This is a genomic window from Corynebacterium ihumii (genome assembly GCF_028609825.1).
Classification (GTDB): Bacteria; Actinomycetota; Actinomycetes; order Mycobacteriales; family Mycobacteriaceae; genus Corynebacterium; species Corynebacterium afermentans.
The window spans coordinates 2,047,298-2,067,994 of the sequence record NZ_CP063190.1 but is presented as its reverse complement, the minus strand read 5'-3'; the positions used below and the strand labels follow the sequence as shown (position 1 = coordinate 2,067,994).

The window sequence follows — 20,697 nt, the reverse complement described above, 5'->3', positions numbered from 1 at the left end:
AGCAACCGTGCTACAGTGCGGTGCATGGCCACGCCGGAATACGACGAATCGCTGGTTGAACGCAGAATATCGCAGCGCGAGTTGCGCAACGACTCTGCGCGGATCCTGCGCGCGGTGCGGGCGGGGCACAGCTTCGTGGTCACCAACAACGGCGAACCGGTGGGGCGGCTGGTGCCCCTCGACGAGCCGAAACCGCGGTTGACCATCACTCGGCCCGCCACCCGTGTTGGCGGATGGCTGGACCTTCCGGTGGAGCCGGCGGAAGGCGAACCGTTGACTGAGATGCTCGATGACATGCGCGAGGACCGCTTCTAGGATGCGGCGGGTGTATGCGGATACATCGGCTATCGCCTGCCTGCTGAAAGCGGAGCCACACACGCGGGCGATGCGACTCTGGCTCGAGGCAGGCGAGTGCGAGGTAGTTTCGTCGGACCTGCTCGAGATTGAGCTGCGGCGGCTGGCGGTGCGTTTGGGCAGGCCCCAGGGGGAGGTCACGCTCATCTTGCGCGGAATTTCGCTTGCGGAACTCAACCGGGCGACGCTGCGCAGCGCGAGCATGCTGCCCATGCCGTACCTGCGAACGCTGGATGCGATCCACCTGCAGGCGGCGCTGGACTTGGAGTCGGATGCGGTGCTCACCTACGACATGCGGCTATCGGATGCGGCGCGCGAAGTTGGGCTCGAGGTCATCGCACCATGAAGATACTGCTTCTGTGCTGGCGCGACACCACCCACCCGCAGGGCGGCGGGTCGGAGCGCTACCTCGAGCGCGTCGGCGAGTACCTCGCGGCGCAGGGCCACGAGGTGATTTACCGCACCGCAAAACACACGGACGCGCCGCGCAGATCCAGGCGGAACGGGGTGCGCTACGAGCGTGCCGGCGGCAAGTTCGGCGTGTACCTTGCGGCTCCGCTGTCGATCTGGCGAAACCGGCCGGATGTGGTGGTGGACACGCAAAACGGGATCCCTTTTTTCGCGCGGCTGTTCACGCGCAAACCCGTGGTGCTGCTGACGCACCACTGCCACAAGGAGCAGTGGCCGGTGGCGGGCCCGCTGATCCGGCGGCTTGGTTGGTTCCTTGAAGCGAAGGTGGCGCCGAGGGTGTACCGGGGTGCGCAGTACGTGACGGTGTCGCAGGCCTCGAAGCGCGACCTGGTGGCGCTCGGGGTGCGCGAGGCGGACATCGCGATCGTGGAAAATGGGGTCGACCCTGTTCCGGCGCATACGCCTGTGCTTTACGACGACCAAAGGTTGCACCTGGTCACCCTCTCCCGCCTAGTGCCGCACAAGCGCATCGAGGAGGCGATCGACGCGGTGGCGGGGATGGACGGCGCCGTGCTGGACGTGGTCGGCTCCGGCTGGTGGGAGGACCAGTTGCGCGAGTACGCCGCCCCGTACGGGGACAAGGTGGTCTTCCACCGGCACGTCTCCGAGCCGTACAAGCATGCCCTGCTGGAGCGGGCTGAGCTGCACCTTTTGCCCTCGCGCAAAGAAGGCTGGGGGATTGCGGTGATTGAGGCGGCGCAGCACGGGGTGCCCACCGTCGCCTACGCGTCCGCCGGCGGGGTGGCGGACTCTATCCGCGACCGAGAGACCGGCAGGCTGGTGCAGCCTGGTGAGGAGTTTGGGGAGGTTGTGGGGGAGACCTTGGGGCGTCGAGAGGCAATGGCTCCTGCGGCGCGAGCGTGGGCGGCGCGGTTCTCCTGGGCGGAGACCGGCCGAAAGTTCGAGCGGATTATTGCAGCTGTGTTGTCCAATTGAGCTGCTGGATCTTCGTGTCCAGCTCGCGGTACGCCTTCGCGGCGCTGTCGGCCATCTCGCGCAGGGCTTTCACGTCCACGGCGGGGACGAAGCGGACCTCTGAACGGGAATAGCGCGAGCCTGTCATGGTGCCCGCGTCGGCGATGGCGGCGTAGAGGCGGCGGGAGCGCAGCAGCGCGTCGCGTCGCGCGATGGCGTCGGTGAGCGTTGCGCCCTCGAAGGCGGTCTGGGCGTTGGTGTGGTTGATGCGGCGCACCAGCGTCTCAATCTCCTGGAGCAGGCCAGCAGCCTCCTCGAGCATGGCAGCCGGATCCTCGATGGGCGTGTCGCCCTCCTGGATCATCGCGCCCTGCACCAGGCGGTCCTGCAGCTTGTTCAGGCGGTCCTGCGCCTCGGCGCGGCGCGCCAGTGCCTCTGCGAGCAGCATGTGTGTGCCTCCTTGTACGTTGCTGTCCCCGTTCCCAACCCTCGCGGCTGCGTCCGCGGCACCCCCAACGTCGTGGTAGTAAACAGTGCTCGGTGCAACCCTGTGGTGGGGGTCGTGCCCGTGTGCGTCGTGCAGGCCGCATGCGTTGTGCGTGTGAGCGGAATCGAACCGCTTCAGCCCTGATACGGCCACAAGGCGCCATGAGTGCGCCCTTTGCCCCGGGCGCGGGGGTTGACGTTCGCTGGATGCCGGCGAGCATGCCGCTACCGACAGTGTCGTTTGAAGATAGCAAAACGCCCAGCCGCTGGGAAGGGGCTGGGCGTGTGAGCGTTATGCGGTGTTATGCCGCGGAGGGGAACAGCTCGCCGTCGCGGAGACGGTCGCGCATCTCGGCCTCGACGAGGACGGGGATGAAGTCCTCGATCACAGCCGAGTTGCGGTGGGTGCGCAGGACAGCATCGAATGCGTCGTTGATCTCGAGCGCGTCGAACTGGCCGGCGAACTCGGCGAGCAGGTCCTCGCGGATGTTGCGCAGAGCACGCTCGCGGATGATGCTGAAGTCAATCTTGTTAGCCATGGTGTGTTCCTCCTTGCAGAAGCGGTATCTGCTCCTTCTCTAGGCTCAGGGGTTACGCGTGTACGCAACCTGTTGTTAACTTGGCGTTCACTTTAGGAGATGCGAGGCGAGCAGTGCAAGGACATCAATGATTGGAAGTGCACATTAATTGGTAAAAGCCAACTAATTTCCTGAAACGCGCAGGTAGGAGCGCCGGGCTGAGTAGGTGTGATCCGTGTCACACAGCAGCCATGGCACCATGCACCACAGGGCAAACAACGCCACACCCACAGGCGGCAGCGGGCGTGCAGGTGCGCCCGTCTCGGTTACGGAACCGTCGGCGCGCATCACCACGCCGACGCCCAGCTCGCGCAGGCGGTCGTGGTCATCGAGGGCCGCCTGCGCCGCCGACCAGCGCAGCGACGGCGGGTCTACCGCCACCCCGTCGACTGTGAGCGCCCCGGATTCGACCACGTTCATTGCCTTGGGGGCGGGGTCGACGACTGGGTGGCCGTCGAGAGGCAAAAGCGCGGGGCGCGATTCGAAGAAGACGTCGCGGCCGCGGTGGTCAACGGCCGGGACCTCGACGGTGGTGGGGGTGAGCGCAGCGAGAGCGAGCGGCGCGTCCGGGACCTGCAGCAGGGCGAACGCGGCGGCAGCGAGTGCGCGCCGAGGCTCGAGCGCACCGGCGGCAGCGACGAAGGCAGGGATGGCGAGGATGAGCCACTTCTGGCCGTCGCGGAGCAACCCACCGCCCGGGAAATACTGGACAAGTGGTGCGGTTAGCCCCGCCCAGGACGCAAGCGCCACCGCGAACCCCAGCGCCGCCAGCAGCACGAAGTGGCGGGGCACCGCCCGCCACGACAGCGCAAGTAGGGCAAACAGTGCCACGCCGAACAGCGCGAACCCGAGCTCGCGGGAGGTAGGCACCGCCTGGCCGTTCCAGATCCCGCCGAGGCCCAGCAGGGAGCCGAGGGTGCCCGCATGGGCCTCGGCGCGGGGCGTGAACGCCCCGACGGACGCCGCCGAGGACGTGCCTTCCGTGCCGGCGAACACGCCGGCCACCACCCACGGCAGGCAGGTGCACACGCTGACCGCCACCCCGCGCCACCCGCGGGCGAAACACGCCGCCGCCAGCGCACCGGTGGGGGTCAGTGATGCCAACCAGTGCGCCAGGCCGGACGCTGGCACCAGGCCCAACGCCACCAGCGGCAGCAGCCATGCCGCCGCGGCCAACGACCACTGCCCCTGCAGCAGCCGCTCCACCACGAACGGGTTCCACACCGCCACCGTCATCGCCGCCGCCTGCCCGAACGTGCTGCGGCCGAGCCTAAAACCCGCCCACGCCGCGCACCCGGCGGCGGCGACCATGAACACGCGCAGGAACGCCACCGGCCACGGCAGGATCCCCAAAAGCGCGTCCTGCGGCACGTTGCGCGCGGCCAGATCGCCCCAGCCGAGCGACGCCCGGGTGAGCGCCATGGAGTCGAACACCATCATGTCGCGAAGCGCGAACGCCTTGCCGGGCACCAAAAACGGCCAGGTCAGCGCCACCACCAGCAGCGCGCCGTAGACCGGCGCCCAGAAGCGGTTAACGGCGGCGCGCATACAGCACCAGGCCCGCCACGAACGCCGCAGCGGCGATGATCCGCGTGATAACCGACATCACCTGCAGCCCGCGCAGCCACGCCACCTCGCGCCCCGCCGCCGAAACCTGCGCCGCCTTGGTCTCGTCGGCAAGCACCCACTGGTCGGCGCCGCAGTCCCATACCTCGTCGAGGATGCGGCCGGTGCGCCGCTCCGCATCAACGGTGCGCACGCACCCGTCCGAAAGCGCGGCCGAGTACTTGTACGTGTCCAACCCCTGCACCGAACCGGGGCCCAGGTAGTCCATCCCGACATCCTCCCCGGACGTGGAATCGAACAGCGGGTACGTGCGCCGCTCCGGGCGGTAGGGCAGCAGCGGCCCCAGCCCGGCGCGCTCCTTCGCGGGAAAGGCGGTGGAGGGGTCGATGGGAAACGCGTCCACCTCGTCGCCGTCCAGCGTCACCACCGCGTCCAGGCTCTTCGGAGCTTTGGACAGCGCGATGGTGCGGGTGCGGGGCGAAGTGCCGTCGAAAAGCATAGTGTACTCGCCCGGATCAAGTGTGCGCTGCTGCGCAATCACGATGGGGGACGCGAGGTTCAACGCGGCGCACACGACAATGATGCCTAGGCAGGCGGCAAGTCGGCGTCGCAGGTTCACCCGTGTCACCCTACCGGGTGGCTAGACTTGCGCCATCGTGAACAGACCCGCCATTTTGCCCGAGCTCGACGGGCTGCGCGCCGTGGCCGCCTACGGCATCGTGGCCACGCACGTCGCGTTCCAGACCGCCACCGGCTCCGCGGTGCTGGAGCGCTTCGACTACTTCGTGGCTGTCTTCTTCGCGCTCTCGGCGTTTTTGCTGGCGCGCGGCGGACGGCGGGAGGGCTACTACTCGCGCCGCATCGCACGCCTTGCGCCCGCGTACCTCGTGTGCGTGGTTGTGGTGCTGCTCGCGCTGCCGCCGCTCGCGGGGGTGACGTTCGGCCAGGTCGCAGCGAATGTGCTGCTTGCGCAGATTTACGTGCCGCATTCGCTTATCGACGGGCTCACGCAGATGTGGTCGCTCTGCGTCGAAGCCGCCTTCTACCTGGTGCTGCCGTTGTACCTACGCCTCGGGCCGCGAGGCCGCCGCGTTGCGCTGGCGGGGTCGGTGCTGCTGGGGCTGGCGTGGCCGTGGGCAGTGGCGGGTATCGCAGACCCGGCGGTGGTGAACATGCAGATCTGGCCGCCGTCGTACGCCCCCTGGTTCGCGGTGGGGCTCGTGCTGGCGGAGCTGGAGCGCGCCGGCGTGCGTTACGCCGGCCCGCGCTGGCCGGTGGCGCCGCTGGCGCTGCCAGTGGCGTGGGTCGGTGGGGTGGTGGGCCCGCGGGGGTTGGAGCACCCGTCGCCGGCCGAGTTCAACGTGCGTGTGCTGCTGGGCGCGTTGTTCGCGGCGCTGGTCGTTGCGCCATTCGCGCTGGGGCGGCGTGAGCGCGGCACGGTGCTGTCGTCGAGGGTGATGTGCACCCTGGGCCACTGGTCCTACTCGGTGTTCCTGTGGCACATGGCGGTGCTGTACTTCGTCTTCCCCGTACTCGGGGTGCCGATGTTTTCGGGGCACTTTGTGCTGGTGTACGTGGCCACCGTGCTGGCGAGTACCGCGGTGGCGTACATCTCCTACGAGCTGGTGGAGGTGCCGGGCGCGCGGCTGGTCAGACACGCCACGGCGAACAGGCCGGCCACGACCAAGAAGGTGGAGGAACCGGCGTAGTTCGCCGCCGGCCACGCCGCCCGCGTCAGCACGAGCCCGCAGAGGGCCATGGCGGCGGCCGCGACGCGGTGCATCGGCAACACGGTGAAGCGGCGCACCACCCACGCCAGCGCCACCGCCGCCAGGCCCTGGAACGGGAACGAGGCGATCACGGCGACAGTCGGCGCCCAGTTCCCGTTGGGCTTCGGCATGTACGGGGTGTCGTCTTCGCGCCGCCACGGCACCCACAAACACAGCGCCAGCACGAGCAGGCTGAATACCCCGCCGAAGATCAGCGAGTAGCGGTAGGCGTTGTCCCCGGCGAAGCGCATCCGGAACTCGCCGTTTGCCCCCTCGGGGACGCGGAAGGCTTGGGCGCCGGCGTCGATACGCACCGGCTCTAACTCGGTGCCACCGAGGGTGGCGCGAAGCCCGTCGTTGAACGCGCGGGTGGTCAGGATCAACCTGTCGCCGGCGCGGTTCGGCAGGGGCGCGCGGGAGAGCATGACCGTGTCCGCGCGTGTGAACAGCTCGTGGGTGCCGGCCTTCAAGAACACGCTGCCCACGCGGCGCTCGCCGTCGATGGTGGCAGGCGCGCTGAGCTGCCACGTGGCGTCCTCGGCGGTGGTGAAGCGGCGCTGGATCACGGTGTGCGCGGGGAAGTGGCGCTGGAAGAAATAGCGGTCCGCGGTGCCCTCCACCTCAACCATGCGCGTGACCCCCACGTCGAGCTCGCGGATGCCCACCGGCTCCGTCAGCTGCAGGATTGTGGCGTCGCCGCGGGTGAGCCTGCGCGGCTGGTCTTTCACTAGGGTGACGCTGCGGCAATGACCGTGCCCGTCGCACAGCTGCACCGTCGTGTCCGCGGTGGCGGCGATGGTGACGTGCTCCTGCTGCGATTGGAATTCGATCCAGGCGCGCGCGTCGCCGGGCGCAGGCCACCAGGCTGTTTCGCTCACACCGTCGAAGGCGGAGGTCAGCGACTTCGATGCGTCGGGGCCGCCGAACGCACCGGCATCGGCGGCCGACGAAGACGCGCGGGCGAAGCCGTCCATTGTCACCGCAGTGCGCGTGCCCGCAGACGGGTAGTCCTTCACCCGGTTGCGCACCGTGGCGTCCTCCCACTCGGCGGCGAGGTGGCCGGACTGGCCGTCGATGGTGCCGTAATTGCGCACCGCAAGCGCCGGGGTGTCGGTGACAACATCAGCATTTCCGCTGGCCAGGCGTGCCGGGAAGTAGCCGAGCTCGCGCCACAGAAGCGGCAACACCTCGCCGCCGCCGTCCACCGCGACCGGCTCGCGCTCCGTCTCCATCACGTCCGCATGCGGGTCCAGCAGGAAAACGTCCACCTCGCCGAAGCTCGCGTCCGGCTCGCCCAGGCTCGGCGTTGGAGGTTGGTGCTCAAGGTCCCGGCGCACCACCACCGCGCCCACGCCGATGGACCGCAGCGCTTGCCTATCGACGAGCTCCGCCTGCCCCTCCAACCCCCGAATCGCCTCCGGGTCCACCAGCGGCACCGCGTCCCTGAACGCGAACTTCGCCTGGGTCAGCGCCTGGATCGGCTCGTCGCGCGTCCACCCCCACGTTTGCCGCGCGAACGACGCCGGAGGGACCACAAGCGTGCGGGTGCCGGCGGCGTGCTCGTCCAACCACTGACCCGCGGCTACCCAGTCCTGGGACACCTCGGTCCAGGTGCCTTCCGGAAGCAGGCGCAGCGACCACGCCGGTGCCACCGCCACGACGGCGGCGAGCGTGATGCCGACGGCCTTGGGGCGGTTCACCTTCGCGGCCGCATGCCCGGCACCGAGCGCGAGCGGCAGGTGAACCAGGGGGTCGAATTTATGCAAGTTGCGGAAGGGGGCGAGAGCACCGTCGTAAAGCGAAGTGCCCATGTGCGCGGAACCGAGCACCCAGAAGCCCACCGCGAACACCGCGAGCAACGGTCCGCGCCACGGCATGTCCCGGCGCGCCAGGCCCGCGAGCCCAGCGGCGGCGACGAGACAGGTGGCGATGACGAACGTCGGCTCCGCCACCAGCAGGTGGCCGGCGGCGCGCTCCGTGTCCACGAACGGAGTCCAGCTGGTGGTGCCACGCAGAATCTCCACCGGGTTGAGCCACGCGGTGGTCACGCGGGCAGACTCGATGAAGCCTGTAAACGGCGGGGAGTATCGCCCCAGCACCAGCAGTGGCCCAATCCACCACGCCGACACCGCCGCCGCGCCGAGCACGAACTTGCCCGCCGCCGCGTAGGAGCGCCGGGCGATCAGCAGCACAAACGCCGGCAAGCAGGCGGCGATTGTGGCGGTAGCGTTGACCGCGCCCATGCACGCCACCGCCACCACCGCCGGCGCCACCCGCGGGGTGCGACGCGTCAGCGGGATCAGCGTCCACGGCACCAGCGCCACCGGCCACGCTTCCGAGGAGATCGCGGTGAGCGTGGTCAGGATGCGCGGGCTCAGCGCATAGAGCCCCGCCGCGAGGACCTGCGGGAACGTGCCACGGATGCCTACGCGCCGCGCCAGCGTCAGCGCGCCCGAGAACGCCAGGCACAGCAACAGCCACCACCACGCGCGCTGGATCAACCAATCCGGCACGCCCAGTAGATCCCCCACCAGGAAGAACGGCCCTTGCGGGAACAAATACCCGTACGCCTGGTTTTGCACCTGGCCCAGCGGAAACTCGTCCGTGTACGCGTGGGTCGCGCGGCGCAAAAACCGACCGGGGGCGGCAACCAGGTCGAACTTGGTGTCCGCCGCGACCTGCCCCGGCGGCTGTGCAAGCACAACAACGAGCAGGACCAGCCAGCCCGCGAGGTGCGCGCGCATCCCCCGCACGAGCGCCTACTTCCTCGAGCCGTACTCCGGCCCGCCCAGCACCGCCTCATCCGCCGGCACCGCCGTGCCCTGCGGCACCGTGGACTGGCCGGACACGGACGCGATGCCGAGCACCCCCACAACACCGAGTACGACGCCGACGACCGTGCTGGCCAACACGGGCGCGGTGGCGCGCCGGGCAAGCGACGCCGGCAGGGCAAATACTCGATGGGACATGTCGGAGAAGCCTACCAGCAGCGGGTACAGTGGCTGTGGTTTGAAACAGTGTTGAAACAGCTGACAAGGGGACAGGCGCATGCGGGCTCGGACAGGTGCGGCGATGCTCGCACTTGCGTTCTTGTCAACGTTCGCCTTCGCCGGATGCGCCGAACAGTCAGAGGACAACGCTGCTGAGGTTGCCCTGGAGACTGCGGGGGCGGACCGTGAGGACGTCGAGAAGCAACAAGCCCCCGAGATGCCGGCGCCACCTGAACCCCCGGCGGCGCCCGCGCCCTTAACGCCTGCGCAGCAGCGTGTGCCGGACGAGCTGCGGCAAAAGGTCGCCTCGCTCATGGTGGTCGGCGTGGCCAACTACGACCAGGCTCGGTTCGCGCTGGACCAAGGCGTCGGCGGTTTGATTATCCCCAGCTGGGCGGACCCGGCACTGCTGACCGAGGTGGGCCGCGACATCAACGCGCTGCGCGCTCAGTACCACCGGCCGTTTAGCGTGGCCATCGACTTCGAAGGCGGCCGCGTGCAGCGCCACACCCCCGTACTCGGCGAGTTCATGCCGCCGCGCGCGCTCGCCGGGCAGCCGCCCGAGGTAATTCGCGGCACCGGCTACGACATCGGCCGCTCCTTACGCGCCCACGGCATCAACGTGGACTACGCGCCGCTGCTGGACCTGGACCTCAACGGCCTGGACATCGTGGGCGACCGCTCCTTCCACGGCAACCCCGACGAAGTCGTGCGCGTGGCAGGGCTATTCTCGCAGGGGCTTATCGACGCCGGGGTCACGCCGACGTTCAAACACTTCCCCGGCCACGGGCGCGCCTCCGGGGACACGCACCACCACCTGGCCGTCACCCCGCCGCTGGACCAGATGCGCGAGCTGGACCTGCGCCCCTACGGCCCGCTGCTGGAACAGTTCCCGCGCGCCAGCGTGATGATGGGGCACATGATCGTCCCCAGCCTTGGCCCGGACGGCGTGCCCAGCTCCATGAACCCGGACACCTACCGGCTGCTGCGCACCGGCGACTATCCCGGCGGCGTGCCCTTCGAAGGCGTTGTAGTCACCGACGACCTATCCGGCATGCGCGGCATCCTGGACTATGCCCCCACCCGCGACGCTGTGGCCAGGGCAATCGGTTCCGGTGCGGACCAGGCGTTGTGGTCCTCGGGCGCGGACCTGCCGGGCATCATCGACCACATCGTGTGGTGCGTCCACCAGGGCTACATCCCCGAAGCCCGTGTGGACGAGGCAGCGACCAGGGTGCAGCAGCAGCTCATCGACGTGGGGTTGTAAGCGTTTCTCACGCTCCCGCGGCTATGAGGGATCAAAGATCTGCATTATTGTGGGGCGCGTGACTACGGTGAAGGCAACCTCGCACAGAAAGGGCCGCGCCGGCACCGCCAAGGGCGGGCCGGGCGTGATGGGCCGCGGCACGAAAATAACGCTAGGTGTGCTTTTGGGCATCCTCGCCGTGGCGCTTGCGATCTACCTGGCGGACCTGGCCACCCACCGGGGCAACGTCCCCCGCGGTACCCAGGTCGGCGGCGTGGACATCGGTGCGATGGCGCCGGATGAGGCGCGCGAGAAGCTCCAAGCAGAACTCGGCGGTGTCGCCGACAAGGCCGTGCCCGTGAAGGCGGGGGAGAAGTCCACCGAGTTTATCCCTGCGAAGTCGGGCCTGGGCATCGACTTCGACGCCACGGTGGACGCCGCCGGCATCGAGACCGCCAACCCCGTGGACCGACTCCGCGGGTTGTTCACCACCCGAGAAGTGGACGTCGTGCCGACCGTCGACGACAAAGCCCTGGGCGGCCAGCTCGACCGCATGGTTGAAGAGCTGCACGTGGACCCCATCGACGGCACCATCCGTGTGCAGGGCGGCAAGGCCGAAACGACCGATCCGAAGCTGGGCCAGGACGTGGACCGCGCCGCCCTGCGCGACGAGGTCACCACCGGCTGGCTCAACCCAGACGGTGTCGAGTTGGAGCCGTCGCAGACGCAGCCCGCGGTCAACGACGACGCCATGAAGGCCGCGCTCGGCGGCCCCGTGCGCGCCGCCCTGGACGGCCCGATCACCGTCACCGGCAAGGACGGCGTCGCCGCCGCGGTGCCGCAGGACCGCATCGGGGAGATCGTGCAGTTCCCCGCGGTGGAAGGCCGCATCACACCTGACGTGAACCTCGATGCCACGCGCACCATCTTGGGCGACCAGCTTGCGGAGACCGAGGTGGAGGGCAAAAATGCCCGCGTGCTGGCCGGCGGCGGCGTCGAGCCGTCCGTGGACGGATCCGTGGTGGACTGGGATGCCACCCTCGCCGGATTTGAAAAGCGGCTGACCGGCAGCGAACCCCGTGCGTGGGACGCGGTGTACAAGGACGTGCCCGCGCAATTCACCACCGAACAGGCGCAAAACGCCACCTTCAACGACGTGGTCGGCTCGTTCACCACCAGCGGCTACTCGGGCGCGTCCGGCACCAACATTGAGCTGGTGGCCCAGACCGTCAACGGCGCGATTGTGAACCCGGGCGAGACGTTTTCCCTGAACGGCTACACCGGCCCGCGCGGTCCCGCGCAGGGGTACGTGGAGTCCGGCATCATCCTCAACGGGCGCGCGGATACCGCGGTCGGCGGCGGCATCTCTCAGTTCGCCACCACCTTGTATAACGCCTCCTACTTCGCCGGCATGACGGATGTGGCGCACATGCCGCACTCCTACTACATCTCCCGTTACCCGGCGGGCCGCGAGGCGACCGTGTACGAGGGTGCGATCGACCTGCAGTTCCGCAACGACAGTCCGTACCCGGTGCGCATTGCCACCAGTGTCGGCGGTGGGGAGGTCACGGTGAGCCTGATGGGTGTCAAGACCGTGACCGTCGAGTCTGTCAACGGTGGCCGGTGGGCGCAGACGCAGCCGCAGCCGGTGAACGTTTCCGGGTCGAGCTGCGTGCCGTCATCGGGCGCGCCGGGGTTCACTACGTCCGACACTCGCATCATCTACGACCTCGCCGGAAATGAGCTCAACCGGGAGACCCAGACCACGGTGTACGACCCGCAGCCGATCGTGCGTTGCGGTTAGCACGCTGAGGTACCCCGCGCGGCATTCCACGCCGCGCGTCCAACTTTCACGCTGTGTTTCCGCCCCGGTCGGGGCCGGCCCTGGACCCATCGCCGAGATCAAATAACGGAGGATCGGTGGTGGTCTGGTTCGGCGGGTCGTCGAACGCGGGGTATTTCTTCCGCACCCGCCGAATAGTTCTCTGACCAGGCGATTGTTGGTACTGATGCGTGGCGGTTGGTGTCGGTGGCCCACCGTCGGCGGGGTGGTGGGTGATGTCCCAGGTGGAGGGGTCTTTGTCGAAATATCCCTTGCCGCCGGCGCCATCCCTGTTGTCGTTGTTGCACATGTGGTGCTCGCGGCACAGGAGGACAAGGTTTTCCAGGTCCGTGAGCCCGCCGTGCAGGTACGACTGGATGTGGTGGGCTTCCAGTTCCACGCCCGGCTTGGTGCATCCGGTCCAGGCGCACACCTGCTGCATGGCCAACAGCACCAGTTTCTGCTCCACGCTGGCCAACCGCGCCCGCCCGAGGGACAGTGGTACCCCGGTGCAGGAGTCCAGCTGGAGGGCAAACGAGTCGCCCGCTAGCCCGAGCCGGACCATGTCCAGAGCGGTCAAGGACACGGAGGTGTTGGTGGCGAACTCGGTGTAGGCGTCCGCGCCCATGAGGTCGTCTAACGTCAGCGTCATCACCACGGTGCCGATGCCCTTGCGCGCCACGGCCGATGAGTTCGCGTGGTCGTTAACGATGTCCATGAGTTGGTCGAACCGCCGTTGCCCGCGGGTGCGCTTGTCCTCGGCGCCGGGAGGCAGGTTCGCCCCGGGTGACTCGCCTGCGGCTAGCGCGGCCTCGAACGCGGCGCGGCTGGCTTTGTCGAAGTAGATCTGCCCCCAGGAACCGCCGTCGGAGTCCTCCTCGCCGAAGGTCATGGTGCGCTTTTTAAACGCGGCGAGCGGGTCCTTCTTGCCTTCGTAGTCCCGGCCTTTGCGGTTGGCGCGCTTGACCAGTTTGTTCACGTACTTCCGCAGCTCCTCCGCGGACATCGTTTCCGCGGCCTCGAGCGCCTGCGCGTAGATTTCGTCGTGGCCCGGGTCCGAGTGTTCGTTGAGCTGCATCAGCGCCCGTTCGATGATGCGCTTTTTCTCCGCGTTGGCCTTCGCGGCCGCCTTCCGGGCGCGCTCTTTGGCCTTGCGCGCTTCTTCCTTGCGGCGCTCCTCTTCCTCGGCCTGCTTCTTGCGGTCTTCCTCGTCCATGAGCGGATCTGAAGGCGGCGTCGGCACCTCTACCTCGCCGAACATCGTCTTCGCTTGGTTGAGCAGGCTAAAGGCGTCGGCTCGGGGGAGCCCGAGCTGCTTGGTCAGATACTCCACAGGGTGGTTCGCGCCGACTAGCTTGCCCGCCCCGTCGCGCTCGCAGAGGTGCGCAAACGCGATGTTCGCGTTGGATAGCAGCGGCAGCGCCGCGTGCAGCCGCTCCATCGCCTGGTGCGTGGACAGTAGGTGGAGGGATTCGGGCTGCATCATGAGCGCCTCGAGCGCCTTCAGGCTATCGACGAGCTGATCCACGTGGTGGTCAATCACGGTGGTCATGGCCGCATCCCTCCCTTCGGAAACGCACCGTCAACGAATGAACAATGCACACGCTACGACACGCCTCCGACATGACCACACAAAACACGAACAACCGTTCGAACTAACCTAGCTAGCCAGCAACTTTAGCCCGTCGATAAGCATCGCGCTCAGTCGAAACTTGCAGGCGGCACATGGTCGCCCACGTCGCGTAGCAGCCCCCACGCGGTGAGCTCCGCGTAGAGCGGATCGCGCGGCATGAGCGCGTGGTAGGGCGCGTAGCCGTCGTACCACTGCCCGGAGTCGATGTTCGCCACATCCGCCCCCGGCGCGGCCTGAAGCATCGACGCGGACGCGGGCGTGACCACGGTGTCCGCCGGCGAGTAAATGGAGGTGTACACGATTCCCGGCACGGTGTCCGGGCCGCTCGCGAACTCGCGCAACCAGGCGGAACCAGCGAGCTGCTGCGCCGCTCCCGGGGCGAACAGCGCGGTGAGGCGCGGGTGCTTCGAGGCGATCTCGCCCATCCGCCCGGCTAGCCCGCGGAAGTCTGTGCCGTGGAAGTTGCCGCCCATCGCCACCACGCGCCGCACCTTCGCCGCACCCCCGCGCGAGATGAACAGCTTGGTCATCAGCGCGCCCTGCGAGTGCGCCACAATATCCACCTGCTCCGCCCCGGTTTTCCGCAGTACGCGGTCCACGTGGTCCTCCACGTCGCCGACGATGGAATTGAGGTCGCCGGCGCCGAAGAACCCCGGCGCAATCATGTCGCCGTAGTCGTACCCCCATACCCAAAACCCCTGCTCGCGCAGCCTCTGAGCGTTCGACTCAAACGCTGCGGTGCGCGAGTTAATGCCATGTACGTACATCACCGGCGTGGGGTGCTCGGGCTGGAAATTCCGGTCGTTAAACGGCATTGCCGGCCGGTTTTGCAGCCCGCGCACCGCTCCGTACCCGGCCGCCAGTGTCATCATCGCGCTGCTGAGTTTCATCCTTTTCAGCATATTGCTTATCGACGTCCTCTGGCCCCACTTGCAGTAGACCAAGCGGTCTGTTATTGTCCGGTGCGGATCACGAAGTCCGACGGCCCCGCCGCAACGGGGCAAAGCCTCCCGGCTCGTCGGCTGGCAACCGCGCATATCGCGCACGGTGCCCCCGGGAGAAGATCCGCCGGCACGCGCAACCGCCGCGCCGGAAGTGCGATTCTCAAAGGAGATCAACCATGTCTTCCGACATGCCAGAAATGTCCACCCCGTCCTCCATGCCCACCGACTGGACCCCGGCCACCCTCGCCCACATGAGCGGAACCACGTTTGCGTTCACGCTCGATGAGACGGGCGAGAGTGTCGTCGCAAAGTTCGACAGCCCCATGGAGGTTGCCCGGTTCGTGGGCAACACCGGCCCGAAGTTCGACTACTCGCCGACAGCGGGCGCCGTCCGCGTAGGGGATGCCGCCGTCCCGCTGCCCAAGCAGCCCGCCGAACGCCGCGAGTGCACGTTCGAAGAGTGCGACAGGCAGGCCGAGGGGCACGACAACCACTACATCCCGGTGCTGCGGGCGATGAACCAGAAGTACCTGTGGTTCCCCGTCGAGGCAGTGGAGCAGGACGCTACCAAGCTGACCTTCCGCTTCCGCAGCGCGGTGGGGGAGGAGACCGTCACGGGCTACAACCACAATCCGGAGGAGCTCGCGCGGGCGGAGGAGTACAACCCGGAGTGGGCCATCCTGCGCTTTAGAACAGAAGATGGGAGGTACCGCGCAGTGATGCTGAGCAAAAGGCCGTTGACACCGTGCACAGCGGAGGCATAAAGAGAGCCGGCGACGAGAATCGAACTCGCACTCTCAGCTTGGGAAGCTGATGTTCTACCACTAAACTACGCCGGCAGCTCTGACAACTTTAGCACCACGGAATCGCGGCCCAAAACAGGGAAGTACACTCTGATTCGTGTTGCTTTCAGATCACGACATCCGCGATGCCATTGACTCCGGCCACCTCGGTATCGACCCATTCGATGCCGAGCTCATCCAGCCGAGTTCGATCGATGTGCGCATTGACAAGTTCTTCCGCGTTTTCAACAACTCGAAGTACACGCACATCGACCCGAAGCAGGAGATGCCGGATCTGACCACGCTCGTCGAGGTTCCGGACGGCGACGCGTTTGTCCTGCACCCCGGCGAGTTCGTGCTCGCCTCCACCCTCGAGTGCTTCACCTTGCCCGCGGACCTGGCCGGCCGCTTGGAGGGCAAGTCCTCCCTGGGCCGCCTGGGCTTGCTCACGCACTCCACCGCGGGCTTCATCGACCCGGGCTTTTCCGGCCACATCACGCTCGAGTTGTCCAACGTGGCCAACCTGCCCATCGTCTTGTGGCCGGGCATGAAGGTCGGCCAGCTCGCGCTGTTCAACATGACCTCGCCCGCGGACACCCCGTACGGCTCTGGCAAGCTCGGCTCGAAGTACCAGGGCCAGCGCGGCCCCACCCCGTCGAAGGCGTACCTGAACTTCCAGTAGGGGCTTTTGCTTATCGACGAGCCAAAGGCCTACCCCGCTCAGTACTCTGACAAACGCAAGTATTCACGGCCCTGAGAAGTGAGTTCGAGCGTGAGCGGACGCTTGGATGCGGATTGGATTAGGCCCTCCGCCTCCAGGCGTTCTGCAACGGGTCGGACGGTGTTCCAAGAGCGCCCCATTGCTGAAACTGCTTCTTTGAGGGGGAAGGGGAGCTCCGGGCTAAAAAGAAATGCCTGCGCGGCTAAGAAAAGTAAGTCGCGTTCGTATTCGTCTCGATTTACCGAGGATAAAACCTCCTGCAAACTACGTAACTGGGAATGCTTTTGATCCAGTGATGTCTCCAGGTCATTCTGAGCATCGATCAGCATCTCGAGAATGGCTTTGAGGAAGAAAGTTCCCTCCCCGTAGTTCATCGCGTTTTCCGTCTCTACGAAAGCCGCGTAGTACTTCTTCCTCTGGAGCGAGAACTGGTGAGAGAGGGACATCGAGGTCGGTGGAGAAAGGACCTCGAGGGCCTTGAATGCGAGAAGAAAGCGTCCCATACGGCCGTTACCGTCGTAAAACGGGTGAGTGTACTCAAAGATGAAGTGGCCGACGAGCGCGTTGATGAGGACATGGGTTTCATCTTGTTGGGTGTCTAGGAACGTCCGCATGCGCTCTTCAATGTTGTCTTCGCCGAGGGGAGCTTTGTGAACTCCCTTCATGCCATCGTGAATCTCTACTGTTCCTGCTCGGAACAATTGCCCGTCGGGACGATCCGCTTCATCGATTTCTTTCGCAAGTAACTTGTCGTATTCAGCGCGGAGGGATGCGGGAGTCCGCGGGAACTCTGGTCGATCATTAGGGTTAAGCAGCGACTCGTAGAAGGCAACCATTTCGCGAAAACGCTTATGCGGTCCGGTTGAGGGGCGGGTTAGAGCTTCCGCAATTTCTTTACGGGTCGAATGCACGCCCTCAATCTGATTGGTCGCTTTGATTTCCTCAATGAGCAGGCCAGTCAGGTAGTGGCTACCTGCTACGCCTGGAAGCGTGGACCACTTGTGGGAAATTCGGAGCTCCGTCCTCCAGACCTGCTCCAAAAGCGACTGAATCTCCGCAGTTAGTACCGCGAAAAGTTGATGTTTGCCTACTGTGAAGTCCCAATGAAGCGCAGCTGGGGATGAAAATCGGGAGATGTACTCCGCCTCTGCAGCCCGTTGGCCGTCTGGGGATTTGTGAAACACTGTCTTCAGGTTTTTGTAGTTGTCCATTTCCAGAGCGTCCTTTACAGGTCAGAATCTTCAATTCTGGGATTTTAGCGAAATCTCCATCTATCTATTTTGCAAAAAATACGATTTTGAAAAATAGAGACCGCGAGGAGCATATGAATTTCCGCTGCTAAAAATATGCACACATTACTCACTCTGCCGACCTCGCCGCTCCACGGCATAATGGCCACTTATGCGGATGACTGTGATTGGCACTGGTTACCTCGGCGCGACGCATGCGGCGTGCATGGCTGAACTCGGCCACGAGGTGCTGGGCGTAGACGTTGACGAAACCAAGATCGAGGCGCTGAAGAACTCCAAAGTGCCGTTCTACGAGCCGGGCCTTCCCGAGGTACTCGAGCGCAACATCGAGGCAGGGCGCCTGAGCTTTACGACGAGCTACGCCGAAGCCGCCGCCTTCGCCAACGTCCACTTCATCGGTGTGGGCACCCCGCAGCAGCGCGGCTCGTACGCGGCGGACACCCGCTACGTCGAGGCCGTCATCGACGCCCTGGTGCCCCAGCTCGAGGGCGAGCACCTGATCCTGGGCAAGTCCACCGTGCCGGTCGGCACCGCTGCCGCCCTGCAGGGGCGCGCCGACAAACTCGCCGCCGCCAACGGCAACAAGGCCAGCGTCGAGATCGCCTGGAACCCGGAGTTCCTCCGCGAGGGCTACGCCGTGAAAGACACCATCGAGCCGGACCGCATCGTACTGGGGCACCGCGCCGAGAACTCCCGCGCGGAGGAGATCGCCCGCGAGGTGTACGCCACCCCGCTGGAAAACGACACCCCGTTTATCGTGACGGATTTGCAGACCGCGGAGCTGGTGAAAGTCTCCGCCAACGCCTTCCTCGCCACGAAAATCTCGTTTATCAACGCCGTGTCCGAGGTCTGCGAGAACGTCGGTGCGGACGTGACCCAGCTTGCGGACGCCATCGGCTACGACGACCGCATCGGCCGGAAGTTCCTCGGCGCCGGCCTCGGTTTCGGCGGCGGCTGCCTGCCCAAGGACATCCGCGCGTTCATGGCACGCGCCGGCGAGGTCGGCGCCGATCAGGCACTGACCTTCCTGCGCGAGGTGGATGCGATCAACATGCGCCGCCGCCAGCGCGTGATCGACTTAGCCCGCGAGGAGCTCGGCAGTGTGATCGGCCGCAACATCACCGTGCTCGGTGCGGCGTTTAAGCCGAACTCGGACGACGTGCGCGACTCGCCCGCGCTCGCCGTGGCCGGTCAGCTCTCGCTCGCCGGAGCGAGCGTGCGCGTCTACGACCCGCAGGGCATGGACAACGCCCGCAAGGTTTTCCCCACCCTCGACTACGCCGTCAGCCTCGAAGACGCCCTGCGCGGCGCGGAGCTGGTCATCCTCGCCACCGAATGGCAAGAGTTCAAGGAGATGGATCCGCGGTGGGCGGCGGAGCTCGTCGACAAGCAATTGCTTATCGACGGCCGAAACGTCCTCAACGTCACCGACTGGCAAAACGCTGGCTGGCAGCTCCGCGCCCTGGGTCGGACCCTGTAGTTTCGTAGTACCTAATTCGGGCATACCTGCAGGGTGTGCCCGTCTTAGTATTTCTGGCTGAGTGGGGCATGATAGTCCGCATGTCCAAGGAGAAGTCAGGAAAGTTTGCCAAGGGCGCCCTGGGCGCGGCCGCAGCAGCGCTGGGTGGTGTCGCCATTCATGACCTCACACAGACCAAATACCCGATTCTGCGCAACTACCCCGTTTTGGGGCACATGCGCTACCTGCTCACGGACATCGGTCCGGAGCTGCGCCAGTACTTCATCGAACGCGACTGGGACGGCCGCCCCTTCAACCGCGACCAGCGCAACGCCATCTACGAGCGTGCGAAGGGCAAGCAGAGTGAGACGTCGTTCGGCACCGTCCAGGACGTCTACGACTCCAACCACGAGCACCTCGTGCACTCCATCGCCCCGGTGGAGGAGCCGGCCGAGCCGCCCCGCGCGCTCGTGGGTGGCAAGGACTGCACCAAGCCGTACTCCATCTCCATGCTGAACGTGTCCTCGATGAGCTTCGGCTCGCTGTCCAAAAACGCCGTGCGCTCTCTGAACAAGGGTGCGGCCATGGGTGGGTTCGCCCACAACACCGGCGAGGGCGGCATCTCCCCGTACCACCAGGAAAATGGCGGCGACCTGGTCTGGCAGATGGGTACCGGCTACTTCGGCGCCCGCACCGAGGACGGCGGCTTCGACCCGGCCAAGTTCCGCGACAAAGCGCAGGACGACCAGGTCAAGATGGTGGAGCTGAAGCTCAGCCAGGGTGCCAAGCCCGGCATCGGCGGCGTGCTGCCGGCGGACAAGATCACCAAGGAAGTCTCGGAGATCCGCGGCGTGCCCATGGGCGTGGACTGCATCAGCCCGGCGGCGCACCGCGTGTTCAGCACTCCGGTCGAGCTCATCGAGTTCATTGCGCAGATGCGCGAGCTTTCCGGTGGCAAGCCGGCGGGATTCAAGATGTGCGTCAGCAGCCGCAGGGAAGTGCTGGCCATCTGCAAGGCCATCCGCACTGTCGGCACCGCGCCTGACTTCATCGTGGTGGACGGCTCCGAAGGCGGCACCGGTGCTGCGCCCATCGACTTCGAAGACCACATGGGCATGCCGCTGACCCACGGCCTGATGCTGATGCACAACGCATTGGTGGGCACCGGGCTTCGCGACCAGATCAAGATCGGCGCCTCCGGCAAAGTCTCCGGCGGCTCCGACATCGTCATGCGGATGATCCAGGGCGCGGACTACACCAACTCCGCCCGCGCCATGATGATGGCCACCGGCTGCATCCAGGCCCAGCGCTGCCACACCGGCGAGTGCCCCACTGGCGTGGCCACCCAGGACCCGCGCCGCAACCGCGCCATCGTGGTGGAGGACAAGTCCAAGGCGGTCTACAACTTCCAGAAGACCACCGTCAACACTGCCGTGCGCCTCATGGCGTCCATGGGTGTCGCCGACCCGTCCGAGCTCACCCCGCACATGCTGCGCCGCAGCGTCTCGCCGACTGAGTCGCGCTCCTACGCCTCCATCTACGAGTGGCTGCGCCCGGGGCAACTGCTCGAAGACGCTCCCTCGGTCTGGGCCCCCGACTGGAAGGCCGCCTCTCCGGACACCTTCCGCCCGGTGGCGTAGCTCCCAGCCCACCTCCCAGGCCCGCACCGATCTGCTAGTTCGCTCGGGAGGTATTCCGAACGAACTAGCAG

At 66.4% G+C, this 20,697-nt stretch carries 19 protein-coding genes, 1 tRNA gene and 1 riboswitch; of the genes, 10 read left to right on the top strand and 10 right to left on the bottom strand.

The window, feature by feature from the left end:
• The first annotated feature begins 24 nt into the window (after nucleotides 1-24).
• From CIHUM_RS10055 to CIHUM_RS10045, 3 genes are read left to right on the top strand one after another with little or no spacing between them, the layout of a single operon-like run.
• Entirely contained in the window at nucleotides 25-315 is a 291-nt protein-coding gene (locus CIHUM_RS10055; protein WP_051106531.1) for a type II toxin-antitoxin system Phd/YefM family antitoxin, read from the top strand.
• On the top strand, nucleotides 290-700 hold the full coding sequence (locus tag CIHUM_RS10050) for a PIN domain-containing protein (RefSeq protein ID WP_051106530.1): 411 nt from the start codon (nucleotides 290-292) through the stop codon (nucleotides 698-700). The genes CIHUM_RS10055 and CIHUM_RS10050 overlap by 26 nt, the downstream gene beginning before the upstream one ends.
• Nucleotides 697-1,761 (top strand): glycosyltransferase family 4 protein, encoded by a 1,065-nt coding sequence (locus tag CIHUM_RS10045; RefSeq protein ID WP_035000215.1) that lies wholly within the window; start codon nucleotides 697-699, stop codon nucleotides 1,759-1,761. Before CIHUM_RS10050 ends, CIHUM_RS10045 begins: the two co-directional genes overlap by 4 nt.
• Here the strand turns inward: CIHUM_RS10045 and CIHUM_RS10040 are convergent.
• The 4 genes from CIHUM_RS10040 to CIHUM_RS10025 form a co-directional block, all read right to left on the bottom strand.
• Nucleotides 1,736-2,188 (bottom strand): DIP1984 family protein, encoded by a 453-nt coding sequence (locus CIHUM_RS10040; RefSeq protein ID WP_035000214.1) that lies wholly within the window; start codon nucleotides 2,186-2,188, stop codon nucleotides 1,736-1,738. The two genes, CIHUM_RS10045 and CIHUM_RS10040, sit on opposite strands and share 26 nt — an antisense overlap.
• 340 nt (nucleotides 2,189-2,528) lie before the next feature.
• Nucleotides 2,529-2,765: a three-helix bundle dimerization domain-containing protein gene (locus CIHUM_RS10035; RefSeq protein ID WP_035000213.1), complete on the bottom strand. Its 237-nt coding sequence runs from the start codon at nucleotides 2,763-2,765 to the stop codon at nucleotides 2,529-2,531.
• 162 nt (nucleotides 2,766-2,927) lie between these two features.
• Nucleotides 2,928-4,352 (bottom strand): MmpA family trehalose lipid delivery protein, encoded by a 1,425-nt coding sequence (locus tag CIHUM_RS10030; protein WP_035000212.1) that lies wholly within the window; start codon nucleotides 4,350-4,352, stop codon nucleotides 2,928-2,930.
• The gene (locus CIHUM_RS10025; protein WP_035000210.1) at nucleotides 4,336-4,989 is read right to left on the bottom strand and encodes a porin PorA family protein; all 654 of its coding nucleotides are present in this window, start codon (nucleotides 4,987-4,989) and stop codon (nucleotides 4,336-4,338) included. The genes CIHUM_RS10030 and CIHUM_RS10025 overlap by 17 nt, the downstream gene beginning before the upstream one ends.
• A gap of 37 nt (nucleotides 4,990-5,026) precedes the next feature.
• Here CIHUM_RS10025 and CIHUM_RS10020 point away from each other — a divergent pair, with 37 nt between their 5' ends.
• The gene (locus CIHUM_RS10020; protein WP_273680213.1) at nucleotides 5,027-6,079 is read left to right on the top strand and encodes an acyltransferase family protein; all 1,053 of its coding nucleotides are present in this window, start codon (nucleotides 5,027-5,029) and stop codon (nucleotides 6,077-6,079) included.
• Here the strand turns inward: CIHUM_RS10020 and CIHUM_RS10015 are convergent.
• Nucleotides 5,986-8,883, bottom strand: coding sequence for an alpha-(1->3)-arabinofuranosyltransferase domain-containing protein (locus tag CIHUM_RS10015; RefSeq protein ID WP_051106529.1), 2,898 nt, complete (start codon nucleotides 8,881-8,883; stop codon nucleotides 5,986-5,988). The two genes, CIHUM_RS10020 and CIHUM_RS10015, sit on opposite strands and share 94 nt — an antisense overlap.
• A 15-nt stretch (nucleotides 8,884-8,898) precedes the next feature.
• Complete coding sequence (locus CIHUM_RS10010; RefSeq protein WP_035000326.1) at nucleotides 8,899-9,108, bottom strand: DUF2613 domain-containing protein; 210 nt, start codon at nucleotides 9,106-9,108, stop codon at nucleotides 8,899-8,901.
• Nucleotides 9,109-9,187: 79 nt separating this feature from the next.
• Between CIHUM_RS10010 and CIHUM_RS10005 the strand changes: the two genes are divergently transcribed.
• A complete protein-coding gene (locus CIHUM_RS10005) occupies nucleotides 9,188-10,396 on the top strand; it encodes a glycoside hydrolase family 3 N-terminal domain-containing protein (RefSeq protein WP_074432074.1) in 1,209 nt (402 codons plus the stop codon).
• Nucleotides 10,397-10,523: 127 nt separating this feature from the next.
• On the top strand, nucleotides 10,524-12,179 hold the full coding sequence (locus CIHUM_RS10000; protein ID WP_051106545.1) for a VanW family protein: 1,656 nt from the start codon (nucleotides 10,524-10,526) through the stop codon (nucleotides 12,177-12,179).
• A 46-nt stretch (nucleotides 12,180-12,225) separates the two neighbouring features.
• Here CIHUM_RS10000 and CIHUM_RS09995 read toward each other — a convergent pair whose 3' ends face one another.
• Together CIHUM_RS09995 and CIHUM_RS09990 are read right to left on the bottom strand one after the other, a co-directional pair.
• Nucleotides 12,226-13,749: an HNH endonuclease signature motif containing protein gene (locus tag CIHUM_RS09995; protein WP_051106528.1), complete on the bottom strand. Its 1,524-nt coding sequence runs from the start codon at nucleotides 13,747-13,749 to the stop codon at nucleotides 12,226-12,228.
• Between the two features lie 149 nt (nucleotides 13,750-13,898).
• Entirely contained in the window at nucleotides 13,899-14,720 is an 822-nt protein-coding gene (locus tag CIHUM_RS09990) for an alpha/beta fold hydrolase (protein WP_243427185.1), read from the bottom strand.
• 77 nt (nucleotides 14,721-14,797) lie between these two features.
• A riboswitch (SAM riboswitch) is annotated at nucleotides 14,798-14,934 on the top strand.
• A 16-nt stretch (nucleotides 14,935-14,950) separates the two neighbouring features.
• Between CIHUM_RS09990 and CIHUM_RS09985 the strand changes: the two genes are divergently transcribed.
• The gene (locus tag CIHUM_RS09985) at nucleotides 14,951-15,538 is read left to right on the top strand and encodes a hypothetical protein (protein WP_035000207.1); all 588 of its coding nucleotides are present in this window, start codon (nucleotides 14,951-14,953) and stop codon (nucleotides 15,536-15,538) included.
• A gap of 4 nt (nucleotides 15,539-15,542) precedes the next feature.
• On the opposite strand, the gene CIHUM_RS09980 is transcribed toward CIHUM_RS09985, so the two are convergent.
• Nucleotides 15,543-15,613, bottom strand: a tRNA-Gly gene (locus CIHUM_RS09980).
• A 61-nt stretch (nucleotides 15,614-15,674) separates the two neighbouring features.
• Between CIHUM_RS09980 and dcd the strand changes: the two genes are divergently transcribed.
• A complete protein-coding gene (gene dcd, locus CIHUM_RS09975; RefSeq protein WP_035000205.1) occupies nucleotides 15,675-16,238 on the top strand; it encodes a dCTP deaminase in 564 nt (187 codons plus the stop codon).
• Nucleotides 16,239-16,276: 38 nt separating this feature from the next.
• Here dcd and CIHUM_RS09970 read toward each other — a convergent pair whose 3' ends face one another.
• Nucleotides 16,277-17,488 (bottom strand): Fic family protein, encoded by a 1,212-nt coding sequence (locus CIHUM_RS09970; protein ID WP_035000204.1) that lies wholly within the window; start codon nucleotides 17,486-17,488, stop codon nucleotides 16,277-16,279.
• Nucleotides 17,489-17,678: 190 nt separating this feature from the next.
• Between CIHUM_RS09970 and CIHUM_RS09965 the strand changes: the two genes are divergently transcribed.
• Together CIHUM_RS09965 and CIHUM_RS09960 are read left to right on the top strand one after the other, a co-directional pair.
• Nucleotides 17,679-19,007 (top strand): UDP-glucose dehydrogenase family protein, encoded by a 1,329-nt coding sequence (locus tag CIHUM_RS09965; protein ID WP_035000203.1) that lies wholly within the window; start codon nucleotides 17,679-17,681, stop codon nucleotides 19,005-19,007.
• Nucleotides 19,008-19,087: 80 nt separating this feature from the next.
• Nucleotides 19,088-20,626 (top strand): FMN-binding glutamate synthase family protein, encoded by a 1,539-nt coding sequence (locus tag CIHUM_RS09960; protein ID WP_243427184.1) that lies wholly within the window; start codon nucleotides 19,088-19,090, stop codon nucleotides 20,624-20,626.
• The last annotated feature ends 71 nt before the right edge of the window (nucleotides 20,627-20,697 follow it).

Coding starts and splice junctions, on each gene's coding strand:
- CIHUM_RS10040 (WP_035000214.1), bottom strand. CDS start 2,188: ATGCTGCTCGCAGAGGCACTGGCGCGCCGCGCCGAGGCGCAGGACCGC.
- CIHUM_RS09990 (WP_243427185.1), bottom strand. CDS start 14,720: ATGAAACTCAGCAGCGCGATGATGACACTGGCGGCCGGGTACGGAGCG.
- CIHUM_RS10055 (WP_051106531.1), top strand. CDS start 25: ATGGCCACGCCGGAATACGACGAATCGCTGGTTGAACGCAGAATATCG.
- CIHUM_RS10030 (WP_035000212.1), bottom strand. CDS start 4,352: ATGCGCGCCGCCGTTAACCGCTTCTGGGCGCCGGTCTACGGCGCGCTG.
- CIHUM_RS09985 (WP_035000207.1), top strand. CDS start 14,951: ATGTCTTCCGACATGCCAGAAATGTCCACCCCGTCCTCCATGCCCACC.
- CIHUM_RS09995 (WP_051106528.1), bottom strand. CDS start 13,749: ATGACCACCGTGATTGACCACCACGTGGATCAGCTCGTCGATAGCCTG.
- CIHUM_RS09970 (WP_035000204.1), bottom strand. CDS start 17,488: ATGGACAACTACAAAAACCTGAAGACAGTGTTTCACAAATCCCCAGAC.
- CIHUM_RS10045 (WP_035000215.1), top strand. CDS start 697: ATGAAGATACTGCTTCTGTGCTGGCGCGACACCACCCACCCGCAGGGC.
- CIHUM_RS10050 (WP_051106530.1), top strand. CDS start 290: ATGACATGCGCGAGGACCGCTTCTAGGATGCGGCGGGTGTATGCGGAT.
- CIHUM_RS10000 (WP_051106545.1), top strand. CDS start 10,524: ATGGGCCGCGGCACGAAAATAACGCTAGGTGTGCTTTTGGGCATCCTC.
- CIHUM_RS10035 (WP_035000213.1), bottom strand. CDS start 2,765: ATGGCTAACAAGATTGACTTCAGCATCATCCGCGAGCGTGCTCTGCGC.
- CIHUM_RS09965 (WP_035000203.1), top strand. CDS start 17,679: ATGCGGATGACTGTGATTGGCACTGGTTACCTCGGCGCGACGCATGCG.
- CIHUM_RS10005 (WP_074432074.1), top strand. CDS start 9,188: ATGCGGGCTCGGACAGGTGCGGCGATGCTCGCACTTGCGTTCTTGTCA.
- CIHUM_RS10010 (WP_035000326.1), bottom strand. CDS start 9,108: ATGTCCCATCGAGTATTTGCCCTGCCGGCGTCGCTTGCCCGGCGCGCC.
- CIHUM_RS10015 (WP_051106529.1), bottom strand. CDS start 8,883: ATGCGCGCGCACCTCGCGGGCTGGCTGGTCCTGCTCGTTGTTGTGCTT.
- CIHUM_RS09960 (WP_243427184.1), top strand. CDS start 19,088: ATGTCCAAGGAGAAGTCAGGAAAGTTTGCCAAGGGCGCCCTGGGCGCG.